This is a genomic window from Mesorhizobium sp. P171375 (assembly GCF_057786075.1).
In genome coordinates this window covers 2,411,871-2,434,545 of record NZ_JBYNWF010000001.1, presented here as the reverse complement: position 1 = coordinate 2,434,545, position 22,675 = coordinate 2,411,871, and the positions used below count along the sequence as shown (strand labels likewise).

Here is a 22,675-nt window from a genome sequence, read left to right as displayed (position 1 = left end):
TGATTGGCGAAACCTTGCGCGCAAGCCCATCTATCCGGTTCGGACAAGCAATCTTTCTCCCCGTCACTATACGGGGAGAAATGCCTGGCAGGGCAATGAGGGGCAGCACAAACGGTCAAAGCCGTCTGCGAATCCGACTCCGAAACAAAACGCACCGAAAAGGAAACAATTCCGCCATCGGTGCGGCATCGTGCCGACACAATCGGAGCCGATAAGCGCGCCGAAACAAGGGGTTGGGGCCATGACTGCGGCACAGAAATTCGATATCAGAGACGACGGCTTGCATGAAGTCCGGCTGCCGCCGGCCGAGAGCCGTGCGCCGGTGACGGCGAGCCTCGGTCCGTTTGAGGTCACTGCCGACGAGCGCAAGGGCTCGACGATGCGCGAGGCGCTGATGACCGGGCTGCTGGTGATCTATCCGGCCTTTGCAGCGCTGGCGGCGATTGTCGCGGGGTTGTTTTTGACGGGCGCCAGTGGGGTGTGAGCTTACCCTCCCCCTTGTGGGGAGGGTCGACGCGTAGCGTCGGGGTGGGGGGCAGCGCCAAGGGACCCCCACCCGCGCCTTCGGCGCGACCTCCCCACAAGGGGGAGGTAGGGGACAGCGCTACTTCGGCCGTTTGAACGCCTTCTTGTCCTTCTCGACCTCCTTGCGGCAAACACACCCTTCGAGGTGGTCGTTGACCAGGCCCATCGCCTGCATGAAGGCATAGACTGTTGTCGGGCCGACAAAACTCCAGCCGCGCTTCTTCAGTTCCTTCGAAATCCTGACCGAGACCGCCGTCGTCGGATTGGCGCGCAGATGGGCGAGGTCGACGATTTCGGGTCGCTCCTCCTTGCCCGGCTCGAATTTCCAGAACCATGCGGCCAGCGAGCCGAATTCATCGACCATTTCTCTCGCCCGCTTTGCATTGTTGATGGTCGAGACGATCTTGCCGCGGTGGCGGATTATGCCAGCATTGGCAACCAGGCGCTCGACATCCTTGTCGGTGAAGGCGGCGACCTTGTCGAAGTCGAAACCGGCGAAGGCCTCGCGAAAGTTCTCGCGCTTGCGCAAAATGGTCAGCCAGGACAGGCCGGACTGAAAGCCTTCGAGGCAGATCTTTTCGAACAGCCTGCGGTCATCAGCCACCGGCCGGCCCCATTCATGGTCGTGATAATGCAGATAGTCCGGCAGATTGCCGTGCCAGAAGCAGCGCTTGATCCCGTCGGGGCCGGCGAGCAGGCCGGTGTTTTCTTTTTCCATAACCAAGATCCGTTCGTTAATGCGCTTTGCCTTGCATTTACCGCGGCTTTACCAGATTCCTGAACGCCGCGGTAACCACACCAAAAGGTTTACTGACAGAACGGCATTTTACGCATTCCGATTCATGTTTCGGTTGCGGCTTCGCGCCAAGGATCGCGCAACAGGGGGCAAGTTCCGCCTCCGTCCGTTCGACGATCAAGGTGCGTTCCGATGAAGATCTTTTTGCGTTCCGTGCTCGGCGCCGTAGCCATCCTGGCCGCCGGCGTCACCTCGTCTGCCGCCAACGACCGCTATGCCGACAGGCCGCCGGTGATGGTGAGCCCCGACCTTTCGGCACCCTGGGTGCTGCAGCTTGGCCGCGCGCCCGGCGTCGTGCGCCAGAGCCGCCAGCTGATCCAGCAGCCGCGCGTTCGCTATGCACAGCCGGCGCAGCCCGACCGGGTGCGTACCGCTTCGGTGCAGGCGCCGGCCAAGCGCATGGTGATGCGGCCGCAGATCAACCCGCTCTATCTGCCACAGGAAGTCGCCTATGACGGCCCGCAGAAGCCGGGCACGATCGTCATCGATACGACGCAGAATTTCCTGTTCCTGGTCGAGAAGAATGGCAAGGCGCGGCGCTACGGCGTCGGCACCGGCAAGCCGGGCTTCGAATGGTCAGGCACGCACAAGATCACCAACAAGCGCGTCTGGCCGGACTGGCGCCCGCCGGTGGAGATGATCAAGCGCGAGGCCGCCAAGGGCCGCTACCTGCCGACCTATCTGGCCGGCGGCGAAGAGAACCCGCTGGGCGCCCGCGCGCTCTATCTCGGCACGACGGAATACCGCATTCACGGCACCAACCAGCCCTGGACGATCGGCGGCGCGGTGTCGTCCGGCTGCATCCGCATGCGTAACGAGGACGTGGTTGACCTTTACGAGAGGGTCAATGTTGGAACGACCGTGGTCGTGATATAGTCGGCTACCGAATCATCTGATCCAGAAGGCTAGCCCTTCAGGCATCGGCGAGGGTTTACGGGGGACGGGCCGTGTGGGGATGCGGCCAGTCAGGAAAGGGCAGCACGGGAAGCCGCGCTGCCCTTTCTCTTTGTCGTGACACCGATGGCAGGTGAGCCAAGCTGCGCCAGAACGTCGCGGCAGGGGGATGAGGGTTCGCTTTCACGCTGCCCTTGCCACATTTCCCCTGCTATAGGGGCGGCCAAACTCCCTGCGCCAAATTCCCCTACAAAGGTCCAGCCATGTCTCAGCCAGACGACAGCCGCTATCTCCGGGGCGGCCCGGTCGCCCAGCGCATCATCGATGCCGTGCGCGAGGATGCCGCGATCGCCACGGCCGAAGGTTTTCCGCCCAAGCTGGTGTCGATCACCGTCGGCGATACCGATGCGGTCGATGTCTATGTGCGCAACCAGCGCGCCAAGGCCGCGCTTGCCGGCATCTCCTTCGAGGAGCGGCGCTTTCCCGCTGACATCACCGCCGGCGAACTCGAAGCGGCGATCCATGGCCTGAACGCCGATCCGCGTGTCACTGGCATCATCATCCAGCGGCCGGTGCCGGCACACATCCCGATCAAGACGCTGCAGGCGGCGGTGCATCCGCTCAAGGATGTCGAGGGCATGCACCCGGCCTCGATCGGCAACATCGTCTACAACCAGCTCGACCTCGCGCCCTGCACGGCCGCCGCCTCGGTCGAGCTGCTGAAGGAAACCGGCCTCGATCTCAAGGGGCTCGAAGTGGTCGTCGTCGGCCATTCCGAAATCGTCGGCAAGCCGATCGCCTTCCTGTTGATGAGCGAAGGCGCAACGGTGACGGTGTGCCATCACATGACGCGTTCGGTGGCGGCCCATGCGCGCCGCGCCGACGCGCTGTTCGTCGCCGTCGGCAAGCCCAGGCTGATCAAGGCCGATATGGTGAAGCCCGGTGCAGCCGTCATCGACATCGGCATCAATTCCGAGATCGGCCCGGACGGGCAAAGCCGCATCGTCGGCGACGTCGACACCGAAAGCGTCAAGCACGTTGCGTCCTGGATCACGCCGGTGCCGGGCGGCGTCGGCCCGATCACCGTGGCAATCCTGCTGCGCAACACAATGGTCGCGCTCAGCCGCCAGCGCGCGCGCTACCAGGCGACGTATGGAACGGTGGACAGGCTGGCGGCGGAGTAAGCGCCGTCGTCACGTAAATTGCGGCACGTGGCAGGTGATGCGGCTTTCTTCGTCCCAGAAGACGTAAAGCATGCCACCGCTGCCCCAGAAGAAGCCGGCCAGTGAATCGAACTGCAGAAGAAATTGCATCTTTCGATTTGTTCCGGGAACAAGCGGAAACTCAGGCCCCTGAACCCAGGACGGCAGGCCGCCAAGCCGGAAGAGATTTTGCCGCGAATTGCTTATCCCCCATGACTGCCTGAGCCAGCGCGAGGGTGTGGGCGCAAGACGGACGATGCGCTCCTCTGCCGCCCGATCGGACGGCAAATCATAGTCCGAATGGAAAGGTGCCATCGGTGTCGGCACTCCATTGGCATCATGAGAATAGTAGGTCGGCGAGAGGGAGCCGTCGCAACTCTCAATGCGGAGCCGGGGAAAAGGCGACGTTATCCCGATACCGAAGTCATCCAGTGTCACGAGATGGACCAACCTCCTGCCGCAAGCCGGGCATTGAGCCATCCCCTCACCGCCAATCGTGAATGGTCGCCCTGCGGTCGCCAGATGCCAGGTGGGATGATTGCGGTGCGTCGGAAAGGACAGGTCGCTTGGCGTGCCCCCTTCAAAGACAAGATGGTGACAGGCCGGCGGCGAGCGCGGATCGGCATGCATCAGCCAATCCGTGAAATCGGGAATGTCGCTTAAGGTGCTGTCCGGAAACAATTCCGGCGCCTGCAAGGCCACGTGAGCCAGTAGATCCTCGATGTCGTTTCCACGTTTGACTTCCCCTTGTAGGAAAAATGCCAACCGGGCCAGATCTGCATCGTCGAGAAACGACACCACGTCGTCGATCAGAGTGGTCTGGTGAACGCCGGCTTCAACGGCTGCCTTTATCAGCGCCAAAAGGAACTCGGACCCGCCCTTCAGATGCTTGGCGACGATTGCCGTGCAATCTTCATAGCGTGCCTGCAAAGTCAGGCGCGGCGTCATCGACAGGAGCCGAACGACGGTTTCAATTTCCAGCGTTTCTAAATCGGTCATCGCACTATTGTTACGAGCGAGTGCCCGGCAATCAAATCATTCTTGGCGGCTCGCCGCCATAGGCCCAGTCCAGCAGCCTGATCGTATGAACCACCGGCAGCTTTGCGGCCGACGCGATCTGGGTGATGCAGCCGATGTTGCCGGTGGCGACGATCTCGCCGCCGGTCGCCTCGATGTTTTTCACCTTGCGGTCCCGTAGTTTTGCCGAGATCTCCGGCTGCAGGATGTTGTAGGTGCCGGCCGAGCCGCAGCACAGATGCCCCTCGCGCGGTTCGCGCACGACGAAACCGGCCTTGGCGAGCAATTCTTTCGGCTGGCGGGTGATCTTCTGGCCGTGCTGCATCGAACAGGCGGAGTGATAGGCGACAATGGTGCCCGGCTTGCGCACCGGCTCCGGCAGGTCGAGAGCAGAGAGATATTCGGTGATGTCCTTGGCCAGCGCGGAGACCCGAGCCGCCTTGTCGGCATAGGCCGGGTCGAGGCGCAGCATGAAGCCGTAATCCTTGATGGTGGTGCCGCAGCCCGATGCGGTGATGACGATGGCGTCGAGCCCACCCTGGTCGATGGCGCGCGTCCAGGCATCGACATTCTGCCGCGCAGAGGCAAGGGCTGCTGCCTCACGCCCCATATGATGCACGAGCGCGCCGCAGCAGGCCTCGCCTTTGGGCACCACGACCTCAACGCCAAGCCGCGTCAGCAGCGCAATCGTCGTCTCGTTGATGGCGGGATCGAGCACCGATTGGGCGCAGCCGGTGAGAATGGCAACGCGGCCCTTTTTCGCTCCCTGCCCCGGATGGACGCCGGGAGAGGCCATCGGCGACGCCACGGGAACAGAGGCCGGCGCCAGCTTCAGCATCGCACTGAGCGGCTTCAGGGCCGGGAGCTTTTCGAACAGGCCGATGAACGGCTTGCCCAGTCTCGCCAGTTTAAGAGCGGCGCGAAAACGCGCGGGATAGGGCAGCACGAAGGCCAGCATGGCGCGGGTCAGCCGGTCGAGCAGCGGCCGCTTGTAGGTCTCCTCGATGTGAGCGCGGGCATGGTCGACCAGATGCATGTAGTTGACGCCCGACGGGCAGGTGGTCATGCAGGCAAGGCAGGACAGACAGCGGTCGATATGGGTGACGATCTCCTTGTCGGCGGGACGGCCGTTCTCCAGCATGTCCTTGATCAGGTAAATCCGCCCGCGCGGCGAATCCAGCTCGTTGCCAAGCGTCACATAGGTCGGGCAGGTGGCGGTGCAGAAGCCGCAATGCACGCATTTGCGCAGGATCTTTTCCGATTCCGCGACATGTGGATCAGCTAGCTGGGCAAGGGAGAAATTGGTTTGCATCTCGTTCTGATCCTAAGCCATGCGGCCGGGATTGAGGATGGCCTTGGGGTCGAATTCGGCCTTGAGCCTGGCCGACAGGGCCGCCAGATGCGGCGCCTGCGGCTCGAACACCGGCACGGCGGCGCGATGCGCGGGGGCAGCGCGCACCAGCGTCGCGTGGCCGCCGCCATGCTTTCTTATCAGCCCGCGCAGCAGGCCGGCCTCGGGATCGCCCTCCTCCATGCGCAGCCAGACCAGCCCGCCCTGCCAGTCGTAGAAGGCGCTGACGCCAATCTGCATGCGCAGTGTCAGCACCATCTGATGGGCCTGCGACGGCGCCATGGAGACGCGCCATACCGGCTTTTCAGTGCCATCGGCGAATGGCGCGCAATCCCTGACGTCGCGCCAGACTGCATATGAGGCTTCGCCCGCAATCTCCTGCAACGGGCCGGCGTTTTTCAACAGGGTCTTCAGCGCCTCGATACGATAGGCGACCGAAGGGCCAAAGCCTTCGACACGCAGCAGCGTCGCGGCGTCAGCGCCGAGACTGCCGCCGGCAACGCGCGCGGCGATGCGTTCGGGCAGATGCGCGGCGCTCGACACTTCAGCGCTGGAGCCGAGCGCCAGCGCCATGGCGCTTGCTGCTGCATCGTCGAGCAGGCTGCGGACGGCGAGCGTGACTTCGGTCTCGGCCGCCGGCAGCACCTTGAAGGTGACGTCGGTGAGCACGGCCAGTGTGCCCCAGCTGTTGGCCATCAGCTTCGACAAATCGTAGCCGGTGACGTTCTTGACGACGCGGCCGCCGGACTTGAACGCCTCGCCGCGACCGGCAACCGCGTTGATACCCAGGATGTGGTCACGCGCCGCACCCGCCTTCAGCCGGCGCGGGCCGGACAGGTTCGCGGCAAGCACCCCGCCGATCGTGCCTTTGCCGGGCTCGCCGGCGAGCAGCGGACCGTAATCCATCGGCTCGAAGGCAAGCTGCTGGCCGTTGTGTGCAAGCAGGCTTTCGATCTCGGAGCGCGGCGTGCCGGCTTTCGCCGACAGCACCAGCTCAGCCGGCTCATAAAGCGTGACGCCGGTGAGCTTCGACAGGTCGAGCGTGTGCTCGCTCTGCTGCGGCCGGCCAATGCCGCGCTTGGAACCGTGGCCGACGGTTTCCAGCGGCGTCTCCTCTGCCGCGGCCCATTGCACGATGGAGAGGGCTTCGGTGGACGAGGTGGGGGTGAAGGTGGTCATGGGTGCCACGCGCCACTTGCGAGTGCAGAGACGTCGCGTTCCTTCGCGCCCCCCTCTGTCCTGCCGGACATCTCCCCCACTTGGGGGGAGATTGGCAGCTTCTCCGACCGCGCCTCTCTTGCGTCGAAGATTTGCGAAGGCCGAGATGACAGCTGATCTCCCCCCTTGTGGGGGAGATGTCCGGCAGGACAGAGGGGGGCGTGAAGGATCGCCGACATGCGAAATTCAAACCCCATCAAAACCTCGGAATATCCGGAAACGCCACCTGCCCGCGATGCACATGCATGCGCCCCAATTCCGCGCATCTGCGCAGTTGTGGAAACACTTTTCCCGGGTTGAGCAGATGATTGGGATCGAAGGCGCATTTGACGCGCATTTGCTGGTCGAGGTCGATCTGGTTGAACATCTCCGGCATCAGGTCGCGCTTTTCGACGCCGACGCCGTGCTCGCCGGTCAAGACACCGCCGACCTTGACGCAAAGCCGCAATATGTCGGCGCCAAAGCTTTCCGCCTTGTCGAGTTCGCCCGGAACATTGGCATCATAGAGGATCAGCGGGTGCAGATTGCCGTCGCCGGCATGGAAGACATTGGCGACGCCGAGCCCGTATTTCTCCGACAGTTCGCGCATGCCGGCGAGCACCTTCGGCAGCTCCTTGCGCGGGATGGTGCCATCCATGCAGTAATAGTCGGGCGAGATGCGGCCGACCGCGGGGAAGGCCGCCTTGCGGCCGGCCCAGAAACTCAGCCGCTCCTGTTCGGACTGCGAGATGCGGCAGGTGGTGGAGCCGTTCTTGTAGGCGATCGCCTCGACGAGACCGATCAGGTGATCGACCTCGACGCCCGGCCCGTCGAGTTCGACGATCAGCAGCGCCTCGACATCAAGGGGATAGCCGGCATGGACAAAATCCTCCGCGGCATGGATTGCCGGGCGGTCCATCATCTCCATGCCGCCGGGAATGATGCCGGCGCCGATAATGTCAGCGACGCACTGGCCGCCCTGCTCGCTCGTGGGAAAACCGATCAGCAGCGCGCGTGCCGTCTCCGGCTTTTTCAGGATGCGCACGGTGACTTCGGTGACGACGCCGAGCAAGCCTTCGGACCCGGTCATGACGCCCAGCAGGTCGTAGCCTTCCGAGTCCAGATGATTGCCGCCGAGGCGCACCACCTCGCCGTTCATCAGCACCATCTCGATGCCGAGCACATTGTTGGCGGTGAGGCCGTATTTCAGACAGTGCACGCCGCCGGAATTCTCCGCAACATTGCCGCCGATCGAGCAGGCGATCTGGGAGGATGGATCGGGGGCGTAGTAAAACCCCTCCTGCTCGACGGCGGTGGTGATGCCGAGATTGGTGACGCCGGGCTGAGCGACGACAACGCGGTCGGGATAGTCGATCGCAAGGATGCGGTTGAAGCGGCTCATGACCAGCAGCACCGCATCTTCGAGCGGCAGCGCGCCGCCGGACAGTGAGGTGCCGGAGCCTCGCGGCACGACGCGAATGTTGCGGTCGTTGCAGTATTTCAGCACCCGCGACACCTGCGCCACCGTTTCCGGTAGCACCACGACCAAGGGCAATTGCCGGTAGGCGGTGAGGCCATCGCTCTCGAAGGCGCGCATTTCGTTGGTGGCGTCGACGACGCCCTCGCCCGGCACGATGATGCGCATGTCGGCAACGATCTCTGCCCGCCTTCGCATCGTGGCGTCGTCTGGCTTGGGCATGACAAGGCCGGACATCGGCAACGTCCTCCGCGTGACTGGTAAAAATCTTTTACCAGCCGTCGGCGCTTGTTGCAAATCCTGCTTTGGTCGAGCGCGCGGCAAGGTCCAGCGGCGAGCTTCCGCAGCGGCAATCTGCCGCTGGCGCTCTCCCCCCTTGAGGGCAGGGCTATCGCATATGGATTCTTTCGAAGAGGGACCCCCACCCTGACCCTCCCCACAAGGGGGAGGGAACGCGGCCGCGCGCCAACATTTTCCCGCCCAAACCTCGGTAATTTGCTGAAATCAGCGCTTACGGAGTTCTCCCTCCCCCTTGTGGGGAGGGGTTAGGGGTGGGGGGTACGTGCCGGGCAAACCTTCGGGAAGTTTCATATGCGATTGCCCTGCCCTTGAGGGGGAGATGGGCGCGAAGCGGTCAGAGGGGGTCCTTGCGCGTGAAGCGCCGACGTCGTCTCCGTCGCGAGACGAGGCTAGCGCTTCACGCGAGACGCCCCCCCTCTGTCGCCTTCGGCGACATCTCCCCCTCAAGGGGGGAGATTATTCGCCCGGATGTTTCGCCGGCTCGGAGTGCATCCGCCTCACTCGCCGCACACCCCACCAGACCAGGAGGATGGCAACCGGCACCGACGCGGCAGTGACCAACTCCGGCGCAAAGGCATGGCCGAAGATCGAGGCGCCCTTGGCGAGATAGGAGATCAGGCCGACGACATAGTAGGACACCGCGGCAACCGAGAGACCTTCCACCGTCTGCTGCAGGCGCAGTTGCAGCCGGGCACGGTTGTTCATCGAGGCCAGCAAATCGCGGTTCTGCTTTTCGACCTCGACATCGACCCAGGTGCGCAGCAGCGTCGTGGCGCGGGTGAGTTTTCGCGACAGATTGGCCTGGCGCTCCTCGACCGAGCGGCAGGTGCGCATGGCGGGTGCTACGCGGCGCTGCAGGAAGCCGCCCCATGTGTCGTAGCCGGGCACCGCCTCTTCCTCCAGCGCTTCCAGCCGCTCGACAACGATGCCGTCATAGGCGCGGCTGGCGCCGAAGCGATACAGGCTGGAGGCGGCATCGGCTTCCAGTTCGGCGGCAAGCTCGGTCAGATCGGCGAGCAGCGTCTGGCTGTCGCGGGTTTCAGTGACCTTCATTTCCAGCGTCGTCTGCGCCAGCCGGTCCTCGATGCGGCGGGCGCGGCTCGACAGCGTCAGCGCCAGCGGCAGGCCGAGCATAGCAAGCGTCCGGTAAGTCTCGATGTCGATCAGGCGCTGCGACAGCGCGCCGGTGCGGGCCGGCGTCAGGCCGCGGTCCAGCACCAGGATGCGGGTCATGCCATCGCCATCCTGGCGGAAGTCAGTGATGATGGCGGCGTTGCCGCGCTCGACCAGCGAATAACACAGGCTCGTCGGGTCGAAGCCGGCGATCAGCTTCTCGCTCGCCTGCGTCCATTTGCGGATGTCGAGGCGGATGCCGGAAATGACCGTTCCAGGCGGCGAAAATCCATTGCCGAAGGGAGAATCCTCCTGCGCCCTGCCGTTTTCGGCAAGCGGCCCTTCCCACAGATAGGTCGAGAATTCCGTATGCCGCTCCCAGCGCAGCGTGCCCTTGCCCCACTTCATGGCGTGGTGGCGGGCGTGACGGTCGGGCGCGGCGATGCCGAGGCGCCGCGACAATTCGGAGAGCACGGCCATGTCAACGCCGGAGCCGCCTTCGGTCATGAAGGCAAGCTGCACCAGCACACGCGGCTTCTCGATCAGCGGATGCGGCCGGGCATGAACCTCGCCAAGCGCGCCGGGCCGTCCCTCATGCGCGGGAAAGCCCATCACGCTGCCTTGGGCGCGCGGCTGGAATTCGAGATTGGACGTCTCGTCCGACACGGCTGGTCCCCCTGTTCTCGACCCTTCGTGTTGTCGCGTCCTCTTGAGACAATCGATGAGGCGCGTAAACAGCAAAGTTTAGCCGAAGCGATTTCGCCGGCACCGCACGGAAAGCGACTGTGTCGGGGCGAATTGGATAAATAATTTGACCAGTTGGCGACACCGGCTTTAATCTGCACGACAAGAAGCAGAGCATGATGTCGTCCCGAAAACCGCTTCACACTTTTCGGCATCATGCTCCAGGCAAGATTTCCCAGGCGCCCCTTTGAGCGATATTTTCTCCAAGATCGAGCATTCGCGCACCGCCGACGAGGTGGTGCAGCAGATCGAAAGCCTGATCCTGGAAGGTGTGCTGCGCACCGGCGACCGGCTGCCGGGCGAACGCGAACTGGCGCGCCAGTTCGACGTGTCGCGGCCGATCCTGCGCGACGCGCTGAAGGCGCTGGAGGGGCGTGGACTGTTGACGACCAAGGCCGGCGGCGGCACCCATGTCGCCGATGTCATCGGCCAGCTGTTCACCAAGCCGGTGACCGACCTGATCTCCATGCACCGCAAGGCGGTGACGGACTATCTGGAATATCGCCGCGAGATCGAAGGCGTCGCCGCTGGATATGCGGCGCGGCGTGCCACAGCAGACGACATCGCGTTGCTCGACCGCATCATGGCGCGCATGGACGAGGCGCACCGCACCGGCGATTTCGACGACGAGGCGGAGATCGACGTCGAGTTCCATCACGCGGTCTGCGAGTGCGCGCACAACATCATCCTGTTGCACACGCTGCGCTCCTGCTACCGGCTGTTGTCGGAAGGCGTGTTCCAAAACCGGCTGCTGGTGTTCAGCGTGCCCGGCGCGCGCGAGGCGCTGCTGGCCCAGCACCGCGCGATCTACAAAGCGGTGAAGGCCGGCGATCCCTCAGCCGCCCGGCAGGCGGCGATGGACCACATCTCCTATGTCGAGCGCTCGATGCTCGAGGCCGAGCGCAGCGGCGACTGGCAGCGCGTGTCGCGGCTCAGGCTCAAACAGCGCTCCGACGCCGGCAACGGCACGAAAACAACAGGTTAGGGACCACCATGAGCGACATCCTCACCATTGCCGACCTCAAGGATCTGGCGCGCCGGCGGGTGCCGAAGATGTTCTTCGACTATGCCGATTCCGGCGCCTGGACCGAAAGCACCTACCGCGCCAATGAGGAGGATTTCGGCAAGATCAAGTTCCGCCAGCGCGTGCTGGTCGACATGAGCAATCGCTCGCTGGAATCGACCATGATCGGCGAGAAGGTGGCAATGCCGGTGGCACTCGCCCCGACCGGCCTGACCGGCATGCAGCATGCCGATGGCGAGATGCTGGCGGCGCAGGCGGCGGAAGAATTCGGCGTGCCGTTCACGCTGTCGACGATGAGCATCTGCTCGATCGAGGATGTGGCATCGGTGACGACGAAGCCGTTCTGGTTCCAGCTCTACGTGTTGCGCGACAAGGATTTCGTGCTCAATTTGATCGACCGAGCGAAGGCGGCGAAATGCTCCGCACTGGTGCTGACGCTCGACCTGCAGATCCTCGGGCAACGCCACAAGGATATCCGCAACGGACTGTCGGCGCCGCCCAAGATGACGCTGGCCAACATTGTAGACATCGCCATGCGGCCGCGCTGGCTGATGGGCATTGCGGCTACCCCGCGCCGCACCTTCCGCAACATTGTCGGCCATGCCAAGGGTGTCGGCGACGTCTCCTCGCTGGGCTCGTGGACAAACGAGCAGTTCGATCCGCATCTGTCGTGGAAGGACGTCGCCTGGATCAAGGAACGCTGGGGCGGCAAGCTGATCCTGAAAGGTATTCTCGACAAGGAGGACGCGCTGATGGCGGTCGAGACAGGCGCGGACGCCATCGTCGTTTCCAACCATGGTGGGCGCCAGCTCGACGGCGCCTCATCATCGATCATGGCGCTGGAAGAAATCGCCGATGCGGTCGGCGACAAAATAGAAGTCCATATGGATGGCGGCATCCGTTCCGGTCAGGATGTGCTGAAGGCGCTCTGCCTCGGCGCCAAGGGCACCTATATCGGCCGGCCCTTCCTGTACGGCCTCGGCGCCATGGGCAAGGAGGGGGTAACCCTGGCGCTGGAGATCATCCGCAAGGAGATGGACATTACGCTGGCTCTATGCGGCAAGCGCCTGGTGACCGACATGGGCAAGGACCAGTTGCGGCGCTAGGGTCTTGTTCACCGATTGGCCCTAGCTTCGCTGGGATCACGGAGACGACGCCAGCCTTGACCGAGACCGGCATCCATTACCTCGACGCGCGCGTGCCGGATGGCATGCGCCTTTATGCGATCGGCGACGTGCATGGCCGGCTCGACCTGCTCGCAGCCATGCACCGCCGGATCGAGAGCGAGCTCGAATACAAGCCGACCGCCGACTGGCGGATCATCCACCTCGGCGACTATGTCGACCGCGGGCCAGACTCCAAGGGCGTCATCGATTTCCTGATCGAGGCGCAAAAGCGCGATCCGCGCAACCTGATGCTGGCCGGCAACCACGATATCGGCTTCCTCGATTTCCTCGACGTGCCCGACCCGGAAGGGCTGTTCATGCGCTATGGCGGTGTGCAGACGGCACAATCCTATGGCGTTGACTTGATTGGAGACGCACGCTGGTTCGGCAAGGCAGAGGCGGTGCAGCGGGGGCACGCCGACCTGGTCAAGGCCGTGCCGCAAGCCCATGTCGACTTCCTGCGGTCGCTGACGTTTTCAGTAAGCTTCGGTGATTTCTTCTTCTGCCATGCCGGCATCAGGCCGGATGTGCCACTGGAGAGCCAGAACCCGCAGGATCTCATCTGGATTCGCGACGCCTTCCACAACCATCCAGGGCTTTACCCGAAAGTGGTCGTGCACGGCCACACGCCGGTGCCGGAGGCCGAGGTGATGCCCAACCGCGTCAATGTCGACACGCTCGCCTGGCAGTCAGGCATGCTCACCGCGCTCGCCGTAGACGGCGCGGACAAGCGTATCCTGACGGTACAGGCAAAAGCGTTTTAACGGAGCGCGGCGGTGACGCCGTAGCCGTCGACGGCTTGATGGTTGTTGGCTGCATCGGCGGAATAAATGCCGAGACCGCACAGCACGATGGCAGACAGCATGACAAAGGACAGAAGCGCTGCTTTCACGGACGTCATCTCTAGTTGAGCTTCCTGCATCTGGGCACGAGGCGGTTACCAATGCGTTGAAACGGAGAATTCGTCTCAAAGTTTCGACGATTTCGCGCTTGTAGGTCGATTCTGTATCGGCGGTGTGTCGCGCGGAGCACACAGAAGGTTCATCGCGGTTGCATTGCCGATGCAGAGCGCGCGCCTTGTAGGATAGCGTTCGGCCACAAACCAAGCATGAAAGAGGTTTTCCCCGGCGGATTCACCGCCGCGTGCCAATTATGCAACGGCTGGCTTCCGCGCGGCTACCGGGGTTCAGATCGTCGCCACCCAGGCGCGGGCAATGGCGAGGCCGGCGGCATCGGCGTCCGCGCCGTTGCTAGCCATTTCGCCATCGAGCCGGTCATGCCAGTCGGGATGCCGCTCGGCGATGAGCGGCGCAAAGGACGTGCTCCAGTCCTTCACCATCGGCCGGTCGGCTTCGAAATGGAACTGGAAGCCGTAGACGGCGCGGCCGATGCGGAATGCCTGGTTCTCGGCAATTTCGCTGCCGGCTAGCCGCACCGCATTTGCAGGCAACACGAAGGTGTCGTCGTGCCATTCGAAGATGGGGAAATCCTGGGGCAGTGCGCCAAGCACCGGATCGGTCCTGGCGTCCGGTGTCAGCGACACCTTGTGCCAGCCGAATTCCGAGGCGCCGCCGATCTTGTTCTCGCCACCGAAAGTGCGGGCGACCAGCTGGCTGCCCAGGCAGATGCCGAGCACAGAGCGATCCTTCGCGGCGAAATCGCGGGTCAGTTCGAGCAGCGCGGGGAAATAGGGGTAGTCATCGTCGGCCAGCGCGTTCTGACCGCCGCCCAGCATCACCATGGCATCGTGCCCGGTCGCGTCGTCAGGCAGCGGATCGCCCTTGTAGGGTCGGCGCAAGTCGAGATCGGCGCCGGCTTCGGCTAGTGCCGCGCCGACCTGGCCGAGACCGGTGTTGTCGTAGTTCTGGACCACCAGCACTCGCATACGGAAATCCTGCTGACATGAAATGACGCGACGAGCGATATCATGTCGCCAGCATTGCAGCCAAGATGCGCGTTCCAGGAGAGAGCTATGCCACTGCAAAACCGGGTCGATCCGTTCGGCGCCATCCATGCCGTGCCGGAACGCGGCCTGTTCACAGGCAATCGCGGCATCATCCACGACCCGCACACCACAACGCTGCTGAAAAAGCGCTGGGCGCTTCAGGCGTGGATCATCTGCGTCTGCAAGTTTGGCAATGTGCGGCGCGAGCCGATGGGCCGTAATCGGCCGGGTGGCAAGGCCGGCTGGACCGAGCTGTTCTTCCTCGACGAGGTGACGGCACTGGCAGCCGGGCACCGGCCCTGTTTCTACTGCCGGCGTGAGCGGGCCACGGATTTCGTCGGCCGTTTCGGCAAAGCTTTCGGTGTGACCGAGCCGCGCGCGCCAATGGTCGACAAACGCCTGCACAAGGAGCGGCTGGCTTCGGGCGGCAAGCCACCGGCGATCAAGGCGGAAGATTTGGCCGGATTGCCGGACGGAGCGATGATCGCGGATGCCGGCACCGCCTATGCGCTACGTGGCGGCAAGGCGCTGCGCTGGTCGTTTGCGGGCTACGGCGATGCATTAGCCTTCGACAGTCTTGCCGGGCGGCCACTGCGCCTGCTCACTCCAGCCACGACCATTTCGGTGTTGCGGCAGGGCTTTGAACCTGTGTGGCATCCTTCCGCCGAGGCTTGACGCCGGGAACCGCCTCGACCATTCCTCGGCGATGCGCGCCAATTACAAGATGCAGCGGCTGTTCGTGCCGGACGATCTCGGAGCCGACATCGAATTCGATTCCGGCCAGCAGCAGAGCCATTATCTCATGCATGTGTTGCGGCTCGGGGAAAGCGCCGAGATCCTGGTCTTCAATGGCCGCGACGGCGAGTGGTCGGCAGTGATCGCTGCCAAGTCGAAGAAGGCGGTGCGACTGAAGGTGCTGGCCTTGCAGCGGCCGCAGCCGCCGCTGCCTGATCTGATCTACTGCTTCGCACCGCTGAAGCAGGGCCGACTCGACTATCTCGTGCAGAAGGCGGTGGAGATGGGCGCCGGCATGCTGCAGCCGGTGGTCACCCAGCACACGCAAGTGGCAAAACCCTCCATCGATCGCCTGCGCGCCAATGTCGTCGAGGCGGCCGAGCAATGCGGCATTCTGGCGGTGCCTGAGGTGCGCGATGCGGAAAAATTCGAGCGCCTGCTCTCCGGCTGGGACAAGGAACGGCGGCTGATCTTCTGCGACGAGGACGCCTCGACCAACAATCCGCTGCCGGCATTGCAGGCGATCAGGGAAAAGAAGCTTGGGCTGCTGGTCGGGCCTGAGGGCGGCTTTTCCGATGACGAGCGCAAGATGCTGCGGGCCCTCCCCTTCGTCACCGCCATTCCGCTCGGCCCTCGTATCCTGCGTGCCGACACGGCGGCGGTAGCCGCCCTTGCGGTGATGCAGGCGACGATCGGGGACTGGTGAGACTTCGCCTATTGCAAGGGGCGGGCGAGGCAGTCACATTCAATTCCTGTTGACCTGTGGCTCAGGATTTTTTGCTTGATCGGCTGCTGACATTTCGTCCATTTAGCGCCGGCGGGCTCCGAGAGCCGCAGAGGGGGCCCCCATGGCGCGCGACACCACCGATTTCCGGCCAATCGAAGACTTCGACGAACTCGTCGAGCATCTGGCCGAAGGCAACAAGCCGCGCGACAAGTGGCGGATCGGCACCGAGCACGAGAAGTTCCCGTTCTATGTCGACGGCAACGCGCCGGTGCCCTATGGCGGCGAGCGCGGCATCCGCGCCATCCTCGAAGGCATGCAGCACAAGCTCGGCTGGGATCCTATCATCGATGACGGCCGCATCATCGGCCTGGTCGAGCCGACCGGACAGGGCGCCATCTCGCTGGAGCCGGGCGGCCAGTTCGAACTGTCCGGCGCGCCGCTGGAGTCGATCCACCAGACCTGCCGCGAGGGCAATGCGCATCTGGCGCAGGTGCGCGAGATTGCCGAGCCGATGGGCATCCGTTTCCTCGGCCTCGGCGGCAGCCCGAAATGGTCGCTGGCCGAGACGCCGAAAATGCCGAAATCACGCTACGAGATCATGACGCGCTACATGCCCAAGGTCGGCAGCAAGGGTCTCGACATGATGTACCGCACCTGCACCATCCAGGTGAACCTCGACTTCGAGAGCGAAGTCGACATGCGCCGCAAGATGCAGGTGTCGCTGAAGCTGCAGCCGCTGTCGACGGCGCTGTTTGCCAACTCGCCCTTCACCGACAGCCGGCCGAACGGGCTGCAGAGCTGGCGCGGCGATATCTGGCGCGACACCGACAACCAGCGTTCGGGCCTGCTCGAATTCTGCTTCTCGCCCGAGTTCGGCTTTGCCGACTATGTCGAATGGGCGCTCGACGTGCCGATGTATTTCGTCATTCGCGACGGCCACTATCACGACATGACGCACGTCACCTTCCGCCAGTTCATGGCGGGTGCTGCGCGCAATGAAGTGCCCGACGGACTGCCGACGATGGGCGACTGGGCGAACCATCTGTCGACCTTGTTTCCCGATGTGCGGCTGAAGCGCTTCCTTGAAATGCGCGGCGCCGATGGCGGGCCGTGGCGGCGCATCTGCGCGCTGCCGGCCTTCTGGGTCGGATTGCTTTACGATGAGGCCGCTCTCGACGCCGCCGAGGCGCTGACCTCGAGCTGGACCTATGAAGAAACGCTGGCGATGCGCAATGCGGTGCCGGAACAAGGCATTTCGGCGCCCTTCCGCAACACGACGCTGCGCGACATCGCCCGCGACGTGCTGGTCATTTCGCGCATGGGCCTGAAGAACCGCGGCAAGAAAAACCGCGACGGCTATGACGAGACCTCGTTCCTCAATACGCTGGACGAAGTCGTGGCGCGCGGCACCACCAGCGCCGAGGAAATGCTGTCGGCCTACCACACGCGTTGGGGCGGTTCGATCGAGCCGGTGTTCATGGAATATGCCTATTAACGGCGCGGCTCAAGTTGCGGCAAAAGCCGCTTCAATCGAGCATTGAAACCAACTACGCTCTTCTTCGAGGATTTCCCGGAGGAGAAACCGATGCCCACCTTGTTCGACATATTGGCGCAGGCCCAGAACGGCAACGGCATGCAGGCGCTTGCCCAGCAGTATGGGCTTTCGATGCAGCAGACACAGGCTGCGGTCGCCGCATTGCTGCCGGCTTTCTCGCAAGGGCTGCAACGCAACACCGCCGACCCTTACGGGCTCGGCGCTTTCATGACGGCGATGGCAAGCGGCCAGCACGCCAAATATTTCGAGGACGCGACCAGGGCTTTCTCGCCGCAAGGCGTTAATGAGGGCAATGGCATTCTGGGTCATCTGTTCGGCTCCAAAGAGCTGTCGCGTGCCGTGGCGGGCCAGGCGGCGCAGGCGACCGGCGTCAGCCAGCAGATCCTGCAGCAGATGCTGCCGGCCATCGCCTCGATGGTGATGGGCGGACTATTCAAGCAGACGACAGACCGGTTGATGGGGGGCCAGATGCAGGCTGCCGGCGGCTTCGGCGCCGGCAGCAATCCACTCGGCGAGATCATCGAACAGATGATGCGGCAGGCCGGTGGCGGCGCACAGCAGGCGCCGCAGCCGGCACCCAATCCTTATGGCGAGAACCCGTTTGGCAAAGTTCTGCAGGACATGTTCGGCGGCGGCGCCCAACAGCCACAAAGCCAACCGCAACAAGCGCCCAACCCCTATGGCGACAATCCGCTCGGCAAGGTGCTGCAGGATATGTTCGGTGGCGGCGCGGCACAACAGCCGCAAGGCCGGGCGCAGCAGCCGCAACAAACGCAGAGCCCTTACGGCGACAATCCGCTGGGCAAGATTTTCGAAGAAATGCTGCGGCAAGGCGGTGGCGGCGGTTTCGGCCAGCCTGGCGGACAGCCGGCGCCGCAGCCCCAGGCGAAGCAGCGCCAGGCGCCGCAACCTCAGGCCAATCCGAGCGGCAGGCCAAGAAATCCGTTCGACGATATTTTCGGCAAGATGTTCGAGACCGGCGCCCAGCAGCGCGACGAATATCAGAAGGGCGTGGAAACGATCTTCGACCAGTTCAAGCGGGACATGGACCGGCGGTAGTCAGAGGCTGAGCAAAAAAGAAAAGCCCGGTCCTGAGAGGACCGGGCCAGTGTGCAGGCTGGCCGGCGGGGATCCAGCAGGGAGTGGGGAGCCTGCGATAGTCCTTGGTTGCCGCGAGCCGCAGAAAGGTTCACGGCAGCCGAAACAAAGTGCCTGATATCAAGCTACCTGGCGGGCAAGATTTTCGATCGTATCGGCACGATCACTCGCGATCGCACGCAGCTTCGCGGTCGGATCGCAGCCGAACGGCACATCGATGGCGACATGGAGGTCGGCGCGCGTCAGGCCGATATCGGCGAGTTCAGCGTCCGACATCTCGCCAAGGCGATAGAAGGCGCGGCGATTTTTCCAGGCCTGGAAGGCGTTGAGAAGAGCATTGGCCACGCGCGTCGCAACGGCCGGACGCGAGGTGATGCGCGAGGTCTCGGTGGCGAAATCGATCGTGGTCATGTCAGTCTCCTTCGGAGTCGAGCGGACGAAGCCGGGCAAACAGTGCTTGGGAGAAGCGCCGTTCCGGTCTCGATTCACATGCCTTCATGTGGATGTCAGGGAATTTGCCACGACGCGATTGATTAATCCAACGAATGTTTCTAATCTTTAGCATCAACGCTAGTGATGGATTGGACCCGATGAAAGCGCCACTCGATCTCGACCAGTTGCAGACCTTCATCTCGATTGCCGATACCGGCAGCTTCACCCGCGCGGCCGAGGAAGTGCTTCGCACCCAGTCGGCGGTGTCGATGCAGATGCGCCGGCTGGAAGAACGGATCGGCAAGCCGCTGTTCGAAAAGGACGGCCGCACCAACAGGCTGACCGAGGAAGGCGACAAGCTGCTCTCCTATGCGCGGCGCCTGCTCTATCTCAACCGCGAGACGCTGGCCGCCTTCGACGACCGGCGGCTCGAAGGCACGATCCGCATCGGCACGCCCGACGACTATGCAGACCGCTTCCTGCCCGAGATCATGGCGCGCTTCACGCGCTCCAACCCGCGCGTCGAGTTGACCGTCATCTGCGAGCCGACGCCGGGGCTGGTCGAGCATATCAAGCGCGGCAATCTCGATTTGGCGCTGGTGACGCACAACGATACGCGCGGCCAGTCGGAAGTGGTGCGGCGCGAACCACTTTTGTGGGTGACCTCGGCCAACCATGCCACGCATGAACAGGAAGTGCTGCCAATGGCCTTCGGCCGGCCGAATTGCATCTGGCGGCGCGCCGCCGTCGATGTGCTCGACCGGCAGAACCGCGACTATCGCATCCTGTTCACCAGCTTTTCGGCAACCGTCATCACCGCCGCGGTGCTGTCGGGGCTCGCAATCTCGGTGCTGCCTGAATGCGCGCTGCGGCCCGGCATGCGGGTGCTGGGCGAAGCCGACGGTTTCGGCGTCCTGCCCGACTGCCGCATCGGCATCATGCGCGGCCAGACCTCGCGGCCGGAGATTGTCGATGCGCTGGCCCGCCATATTTCGGAAAGCCTCGACAACATTTCCGTGCCGCTCGGCGAAGAGACGGGAAGCTTCGATTTCGCGGCACTTGCCTTCGCCAAGATGAAGCGGAGCAAGCCGAACCAGATCCTGCCGGGCTGGTGAGGCGGATCAGGCCGATGCGGCCTCCTCTGTCGTTGCGTTGGCCGACGACAGGCCGGGCAACGCCAGCAATTGCGCCGGCTCCAGTGGCGACGACAGGAGATAGCCCTGCAGTTGCTGGCAACCCATGGCGACCAGCAGCGTCTTCTGCGCTTCGGTCTCGACGCCCTCGGCGGTGACCTCGACCTTGAGGGCGCCGGCGAGATCGATCAGCGCCTTGACGATGGCGCCCGAATTGCCGTCGCCGTCGAGGAGCCGCACAAAGGAGCGATCGATCTTGAGCTTGTCGATGGCATGGCGGCGCAGATAGCTCAGAGACGAATAGCCGGTGCCGAAATCGTCGAGCACGATGCCGACGCCCGACCGGCGCAGGTTGGCGAGCGTCGTTCTGGTCGCGTCGCTGTTTTCCAAAAGCACGTTTTCGGTGATCTCGAGCTGCAGGCGCTCCGGAGCCAGCCCGGTCTCGGCGAGGATCGAGGCAACCTCTTCGGCAAAGCCGGCGTCACGCAATTGCAGCGGCGACACGTTGACGGCGAGCCAGGGCAATTCGGTGCGGACGGCGAAGCGGCAGGCTTCCAGCAACACCCATTTGCCGAGCTGGCCGATCATGCCGCGTTCTTCGGCGATGGCGATAAACTGCGCCGCCGGCAATGCGCCATGCACGTCGTGTGCCCAGCGGATCAGCGCCTCCGCGCCGACAATGGTCTTGCCGTTGCTGGCAAAGACCGGCTGGTAGGCGAGCTTGATGCCGGTGCCGCCGTTCAGCGCATTGCGCAGCTCGCTCTCGACCTTGCGCTTGCGCAGCAAAAGGTCGTCCATGTCGCCGGCGAAGACCTGGTAACGGCCGCGGCCATTCCTCTTGGCTTCGTAAAGTGCGATGTCGGCCTTGCGCAGCAGGTCGTCGGCATCGGCATCTGGCCCCGTCGACAAGGCAATGCCGATGCTGGCGCCGACAAAGACCTGGTCGTCTATCAGTTTGAACGGCTCCTGCAATTTTTGCAGCACCCGGTCCGAAATGTCTTCTGCGCTCCTGATGTCGCGGACATCGAGCAGGATCACCGCAAATTCGTCGCCACCCAGCCTCGCCACCGTGTCGACGTCGCGAACCGTATGCTGCAGTCTGGCGGCGGTCTGGCGAACGAGCTCGTCGCCGGCCGGATGGCCAAGCGTGTCGTTGACATGCTTGAAACGATCGAGGTCGAGGTAAAGCAGCGCCACCTTGCCGGCATCGGTGCCGGAACTGAGCAAGGCACGCCGCAGCCTGTCCTCGAACAGTGCCCGATTGGGCAGGCCGGTAAGCATGTCGTGGAAGGCGAGATATTGCGCCTGGTCCTGGCTGGTTTGCAGCGCCCATGATGCACGGCGCAGACGCCGGAGCAGGAAGGCGAGCACGCTCGCCGCGAGCAGCGTGGCCAGAGCCAGAGCCGGGCCGGCCTTGCGCACCAGCGTCAGGCCTGGGCGCTCCTGGTCCCAGCCGATATAGCCGAGGATGACGCCGCGCGAATCTAGCAGCGGAATGGCGGCAGAGCCGGTCGGCTGCGACAGCGTCAGCAGATGAGCGCCATCCAGCAGGTATTTTTCAGCAATCTTGGCGATAACCGCATCGTTGAGGAACTCGACCGACACATGCAGATACTCGCTTCCCGGCGCCTGGCTGATGCGATCCGAACTGGGCACCAGGGGCATGATGCTGAGGATTGCAGGCTTGCCACCGAGCGACACCAGATCCTCGGCGATCATCTTCGCCGGCGCCCCGGAAGCATCAGCCTTCGGTGGCTGGCTGATCATGCCGCGCAGTTTTTCGATGGTGGGCTGCATCGCGGGCTCGTCCTCGCCATAGACGGATGGGTCGAGCACCTTGCCCTCCCGCATGGCGTGGACCGGATGGTTCCCGGCGTCGAGTATGTAGACCCGGTTGTGACCGTAGTAGGAGTACATCCAGACGCTGAGATTTTCCTCTATCCAGGTCTGATTGCCGGCCTTGGTGTTGATCACGGAATCGTCCCAGACGGTAACGCTTTCCTGCTCGCGCGCGACCGCCGCGATCTGATCCTTCAGTCCATTGGTGAGGAAGATCTTCTGCCGTTCGAGCGAGACATGATCGGCTTGCGCGGTCGCGTATATGCCAAAGCCGACGACCATCGCCAAAGCAAAGGCGGCGAGCATCAGCACGGTCAGCGTGACCTGGTGCGTCAACGGGCTACTGTTCGGGCGTGCGCTCATGCGTCCTTGGCCATTTGAGTGACCCTACACTCAAAGCAAATC

General features: G+C 63.6%; 21 protein-coding genes. 11 read left to right on the top strand and 10 right to left on the bottom strand.

The window, feature by feature from the left end:
- Positions 1 to 241 precede the first annotated feature (241 nt).
- On the top strand, positions 242 to 484 hold the full coding sequence (locus ACYHH6_RS11545; protein WP_352590932.1) for a hypothetical protein: 243 nt from the start codon (positions 242 to 244) through the stop codon (positions 482 to 484).
- A gap of 120 nt (positions 485 to 604) precedes the next feature.
- Here the strand turns inward: ACYHH6_RS11545 and ACYHH6_RS11540 are convergent, their stop codons facing one another.
- On the bottom strand, positions 605 to 1,243 hold the full coding sequence (locus ACYHH6_RS11540; protein WP_352590935.1) for a DNA-3-methyladenine glycosylase I: 639 nt from the start codon (positions 1,241 to 1,243) through the stop codon (positions 605 to 607).
- A gap of 210 nt (positions 1,244 to 1,453) precedes the next feature.
- Here ACYHH6_RS11540 and ACYHH6_RS11535 point away from each other — a divergent pair, with 210 nt between their 5' ends.
- Positions 1,454 to 2,197: a L,D-transpeptidase gene (locus ACYHH6_RS11535; protein WP_352590938.1), complete on the top strand. Its 744-nt coding sequence runs from the start codon at positions 1,454 to 1,456 to the stop codon at positions 2,195 to 2,197.
- A 281-nt stretch (positions 2,198 to 2,478) separates the two neighbouring features.
- The gene (locus ACYHH6_RS11530; protein ID WP_352590941.1) at positions 2,479 to 3,399 is read left to right on the top strand and encodes a bifunctional 5,10-methylenetetrahydrofolate dehydrogenase/5,10-methenyltetrahydrofolate cyclohydrolase; all 921 of its coding nucleotides are present in this window, start codon (positions 2,479 to 2,481) and stop codon (positions 3,397 to 3,399) included.
- Between the two features lie 9 nt (positions 3,400 to 3,408).
- On the opposite strand, the gene ACYHH6_RS11525 is transcribed toward ACYHH6_RS11530, so the two are convergent.
- The 5 genes from ACYHH6_RS11525 to ACYHH6_RS11505 form a co-directional block, all read right to left on the bottom strand.
- Positions 3,409 to 4,416 carry a hypothetical protein gene (locus tag ACYHH6_RS11525; RefSeq protein WP_352590944.1) on the bottom strand — a complete coding sequence of 336 codons (1,008 nt, stop codon included), beginning with the start codon at positions 4,414 to 4,416 and terminating at the stop codon, positions 3,409 to 3,411.
- 31 nt (positions 4,417 to 4,447) lie between these two features.
- On the bottom strand, positions 4,448 to 5,746 hold the full coding sequence (glcF, locus tag ACYHH6_RS11520; protein ID WP_352590947.1) for a glycolate oxidase subunit GlcF: 1,299 nt from the start codon (positions 5,744 to 5,746) through the stop codon (positions 4,448 to 4,450).
- A 12-nt stretch (positions 5,747 to 5,758) separates the two neighbouring features.
- Positions 5,759 to 6,964 carry an FAD-binding protein gene (locus ACYHH6_RS11515; RefSeq protein WP_352590950.1) on the bottom strand — a complete coding sequence of 402 codons (1,206 nt, stop codon included), beginning with the start codon at positions 6,962 to 6,964 and terminating at the stop codon, positions 5,759 to 5,761.
- 235 nt (positions 6,965 to 7,199) lie between these two features.
- Positions 7,200 to 8,696 (bottom strand): FAD-linked oxidase C-terminal domain-containing protein, encoded by a 1,497-nt coding sequence (locus tag ACYHH6_RS11510; RefSeq protein ID WP_352590953.1) that lies wholly within the window; start codon positions 8,694 to 8,696, stop codon positions 7,200 to 7,202.
- Positions 8,697 to 9,215: 519 nt separating this feature from the next.
- Positions 9,216 to 10,538 (bottom strand): DUF3422 family protein, encoded by a 1,323-nt coding sequence (locus ACYHH6_RS11505; protein WP_352590956.1) that lies wholly within the window; start codon positions 10,536 to 10,538, stop codon positions 9,216 to 9,218.
- A gap of 265 nt (positions 10,539 to 10,803) precedes the next feature.
- Here ACYHH6_RS11505 and ACYHH6_RS11500 point away from each other — a divergent pair, with 265 nt between their 5' ends.
- Genes ACYHH6_RS11500 through ACYHH6_RS11490 form a run of 3 tightly spaced genes read left to right on the top strand, consistent with a single transcriptional unit; the run spans position 10,804 to position 13,570 of the window.
- Positions 10,804 to 11,601 (top strand): FCD domain-containing protein, encoded by a 798-nt coding sequence (locus ACYHH6_RS11500; protein ID WP_352590959.1) that lies wholly within the window; start codon positions 10,804 to 10,806, stop codon positions 11,599 to 11,601.
- Positions 11,602 to 11,609: 8 nt separating this feature from the next.
- On the top strand, positions 11,610 to 12,746 hold the full coding sequence (locus ACYHH6_RS11495; protein ID WP_352590962.1) for an alpha-hydroxy acid oxidase: 1,137 nt from the start codon (positions 11,610 to 11,612) through the stop codon (positions 12,744 to 12,746).
- A gap of 56 nt (positions 12,747 to 12,802) precedes the next feature.
- Positions 12,803 to 13,570, top strand: coding sequence for a metallophosphoesterase (locus ACYHH6_RS11490; protein WP_352590965.1), 768 nt, complete (start codon positions 12,803 to 12,805; stop codon positions 13,568 to 13,570).
- Here the strand turns inward: ACYHH6_RS11490 and ACYHH6_RS11485 are convergent.
- Positions 13,567 to 13,707 carry a hypothetical protein gene (locus ACYHH6_RS11485; RefSeq protein WP_006206855.1) on the bottom strand — a complete coding sequence of 47 codons (141 nt, stop codon included), beginning with the start codon at positions 13,705 to 13,707 and terminating at the stop codon, positions 13,567 to 13,569. The genes ACYHH6_RS11490 and ACYHH6_RS11485 overlap by 4 nt on opposite strands.
- Before the next feature lie 285 nt (positions 13,708 to 13,992).
- Positions 13,993 to 14,691, bottom strand: coding sequence for a type 1 glutamine amidotransferase (locus ACYHH6_RS11480; RefSeq protein WP_352590968.1), 699 nt, complete (start codon positions 14,689 to 14,691; stop codon positions 13,993 to 13,995).
- 87 nt (positions 14,692 to 14,778) lie between these two features.
- Between ACYHH6_RS11480 and ACYHH6_RS11475 the strand changes: the two genes are divergently transcribed.
- The 4 genes from ACYHH6_RS11475 to ACYHH6_RS11460 all read left to right on the top strand — a co-directional run bounded on the left by ACYHH6_RS11475 (position 14,779) and on the right by ACYHH6_RS11460 (position 18,827).
- Positions 14,779 to 15,426 (top strand): hypothetical protein, encoded by a 648-nt coding sequence (locus ACYHH6_RS11475; protein ID WP_352590971.1) that lies wholly within the window; start codon positions 14,779 to 14,781, stop codon positions 15,424 to 15,426.
- Between the two features lie 31 nt (positions 15,427 to 15,457).
- On the top strand, positions 15,458 to 16,192 hold the full coding sequence (locus ACYHH6_RS11470) for a 16S rRNA (uracil(1498)-N(3))-methyltransferase (protein WP_352590974.1): 735 nt from the start codon (positions 15,458 to 15,460) through the stop codon (positions 16,190 to 16,192).
- 142 nt (positions 16,193 to 16,334) lie between these two features.
- A complete protein-coding gene (locus ACYHH6_RS11465; protein WP_352590977.1) occupies positions 16,335 to 17,708 on the top strand; it encodes a glutamate--cysteine ligase in 1,374 nt (457 codons plus the stop codon).
- 90 nt (positions 17,709 to 17,798) lie between these two features.
- A complete protein-coding gene (locus ACYHH6_RS11460) occupies positions 17,799 to 18,827 on the top strand; it encodes a DUF937 domain-containing protein (RefSeq protein WP_352590980.1) in 1,029 nt (342 codons plus the stop codon).
- Between the two features lie 159 nt (positions 18,828 to 18,986).
- Here ACYHH6_RS11460 and ACYHH6_RS11455 read toward each other — a convergent pair whose 3' ends face one another.
- Positions 18,987 to 19,277, bottom strand: coding sequence for a DUF1127 domain-containing protein (locus ACYHH6_RS11455; RefSeq protein ID WP_352590983.1), 291 nt, complete (start codon positions 19,275 to 19,277; stop codon positions 18,987 to 18,989).
- Between the two features lie 179 nt (positions 19,278 to 19,456).
- Between ACYHH6_RS11455 and ACYHH6_RS11450 the strand changes: the two genes are divergently transcribed.
- Positions 19,457 to 20,413 (top strand): LysR substrate-binding domain-containing protein, encoded by a 957-nt coding sequence (locus tag ACYHH6_RS11450; protein ID WP_192248162.1) that lies wholly within the window; start codon positions 19,457 to 19,459, stop codon positions 20,411 to 20,413.
- Positions 20,414 to 20,419: 6 nt separating this feature from the next.
- Here ACYHH6_RS11450 and ACYHH6_RS11445 read toward each other — a convergent pair whose 3' ends face one another.
- Positions 20,420 to 22,633: a bifunctional diguanylate cyclase/phosphodiesterase gene (locus tag ACYHH6_RS11445; protein WP_352590986.1), complete on the bottom strand. Its 2,214-nt coding sequence runs from the start codon at positions 22,631 to 22,633 to the stop codon at positions 20,420 to 20,422.
- Between the last annotated feature and the right edge of the window lie 42 nt (positions 22,634 to 22,675).

What these genes read in the sequence shown, in the direction of transcription:
- ACYHH6_RS11545 (WP_352590932.1), top strand. Translation starts at nt 242, where the DNA reads ATGACTGCGGCACAGAAATTCGATATCAGAGACGACGGCTTGCATGAA.
- ACYHH6_RS11540 (WP_352590935.1), bottom strand. Translation starts at nt 1,243, where the DNA reads ATGGAAAAAGAAAACACCGGCCTGCTCGCCGGCCCCGACGGGATCAAG.
- ACYHH6_RS11535 (WP_352590938.1), top strand. Translation starts at nt 1,454, where the DNA reads ATGAAGATCTTTTTGCGTTCCGTGCTCGGCGCCGTAGCCATCCTGGCC.
- ACYHH6_RS11530 (WP_352590941.1), top strand. Translation starts at nt 2,479, where the DNA reads ATGTCTCAGCCAGACGACAGCCGCTATCTCCGGGGCGGCCCGGTCGCC.
- ACYHH6_RS11525 (WP_352590944.1), bottom strand. Translation starts at nt 4,416, where the DNA reads ATGACCGATTTAGAAACGCTGGAAATTGAAACCGTCGTTCGGCTCCTG.
- glcF (WP_352590947.1), bottom strand. Translation starts at nt 5,746, where the DNA reads ATGCAAACCAATTTCTCCCTTGCCCAGCTAGCTGATCCACATGTCGCG.
- ACYHH6_RS11515 (WP_352590950.1), bottom strand. Translation starts at nt 6,964, where the DNA reads ATGACCACCTTCACCCCCACCTCGTCCACCGAAGCCCTCTCCATCGTG.
- ACYHH6_RS11510 (WP_352590953.1), bottom strand. Translation starts at nt 8,696, where the DNA reads ATGTCCGGCCTTGTCATGCCCAAGCCAGACGACGCCACGATGCGAAGG.
- ACYHH6_RS11495 (WP_352590962.1), top strand. Translation starts at nt 11,610, where the DNA reads ATGAGCGACATCCTCACCATTGCCGACCTCAAGGATCTGGCGCGCCGG.
- ACYHH6_RS11485 (WP_006206855.1), bottom strand. Translation starts at nt 13,707, where the DNA reads ATGACGTCCGTGAAAGCAGCGCTTCTGTCCTTTGTCATGCTGTCTGCC.
- ACYHH6_RS11480 (WP_352590968.1), bottom strand. Translation starts at nt 14,691, where the DNA reads ATGCGAGTGCTGGTGGTCCAGAACTACGACAACACCGGTCTCGGCCAG.
- ACYHH6_RS11475 (WP_352590971.1), top strand. Translation starts at nt 14,779, where the DNA reads ATGCCACTGCAAAACCGGGTCGATCCGTTCGGCGCCATCCATGCCGTG.
- ACYHH6_RS11470 (WP_352590974.1), top strand. Translation starts at nt 15,458, where the DNA reads ATGCGCGCCAATTACAAGATGCAGCGGCTGTTCGTGCCGGACGATCTC.
- ACYHH6_RS11465 (WP_352590977.1), top strand. Translation starts at nt 16,335, where the DNA reads ATGGCGCGCGACACCACCGATTTCCGGCCAATCGAAGACTTCGACGAA.
- ACYHH6_RS11460 (WP_352590980.1), top strand. Translation starts at nt 17,799, where the DNA reads ATGCCCACCTTGTTCGACATATTGGCGCAGGCCCAGAACGGCAACGGC.
- ACYHH6_RS11455 (WP_352590983.1), bottom strand. Translation starts at nt 19,277, where the DNA reads ATGACCACGATCGATTTCGCCACCGAGACCTCGCGCATCACCTCGCGT.
- ACYHH6_RS11450 (WP_192248162.1), top strand. Translation starts at nt 19,457, where the DNA reads ATGAAAGCGCCACTCGATCTCGACCAGTTGCAGACCTTCATCTCGATT.
- ACYHH6_RS11445 (WP_352590986.1), bottom strand. Translation starts at nt 22,633, where the DNA reads ATGAGCGCACGCCCGAACAGTAGCCCGTTGACGCACCAGGTCACGCTG.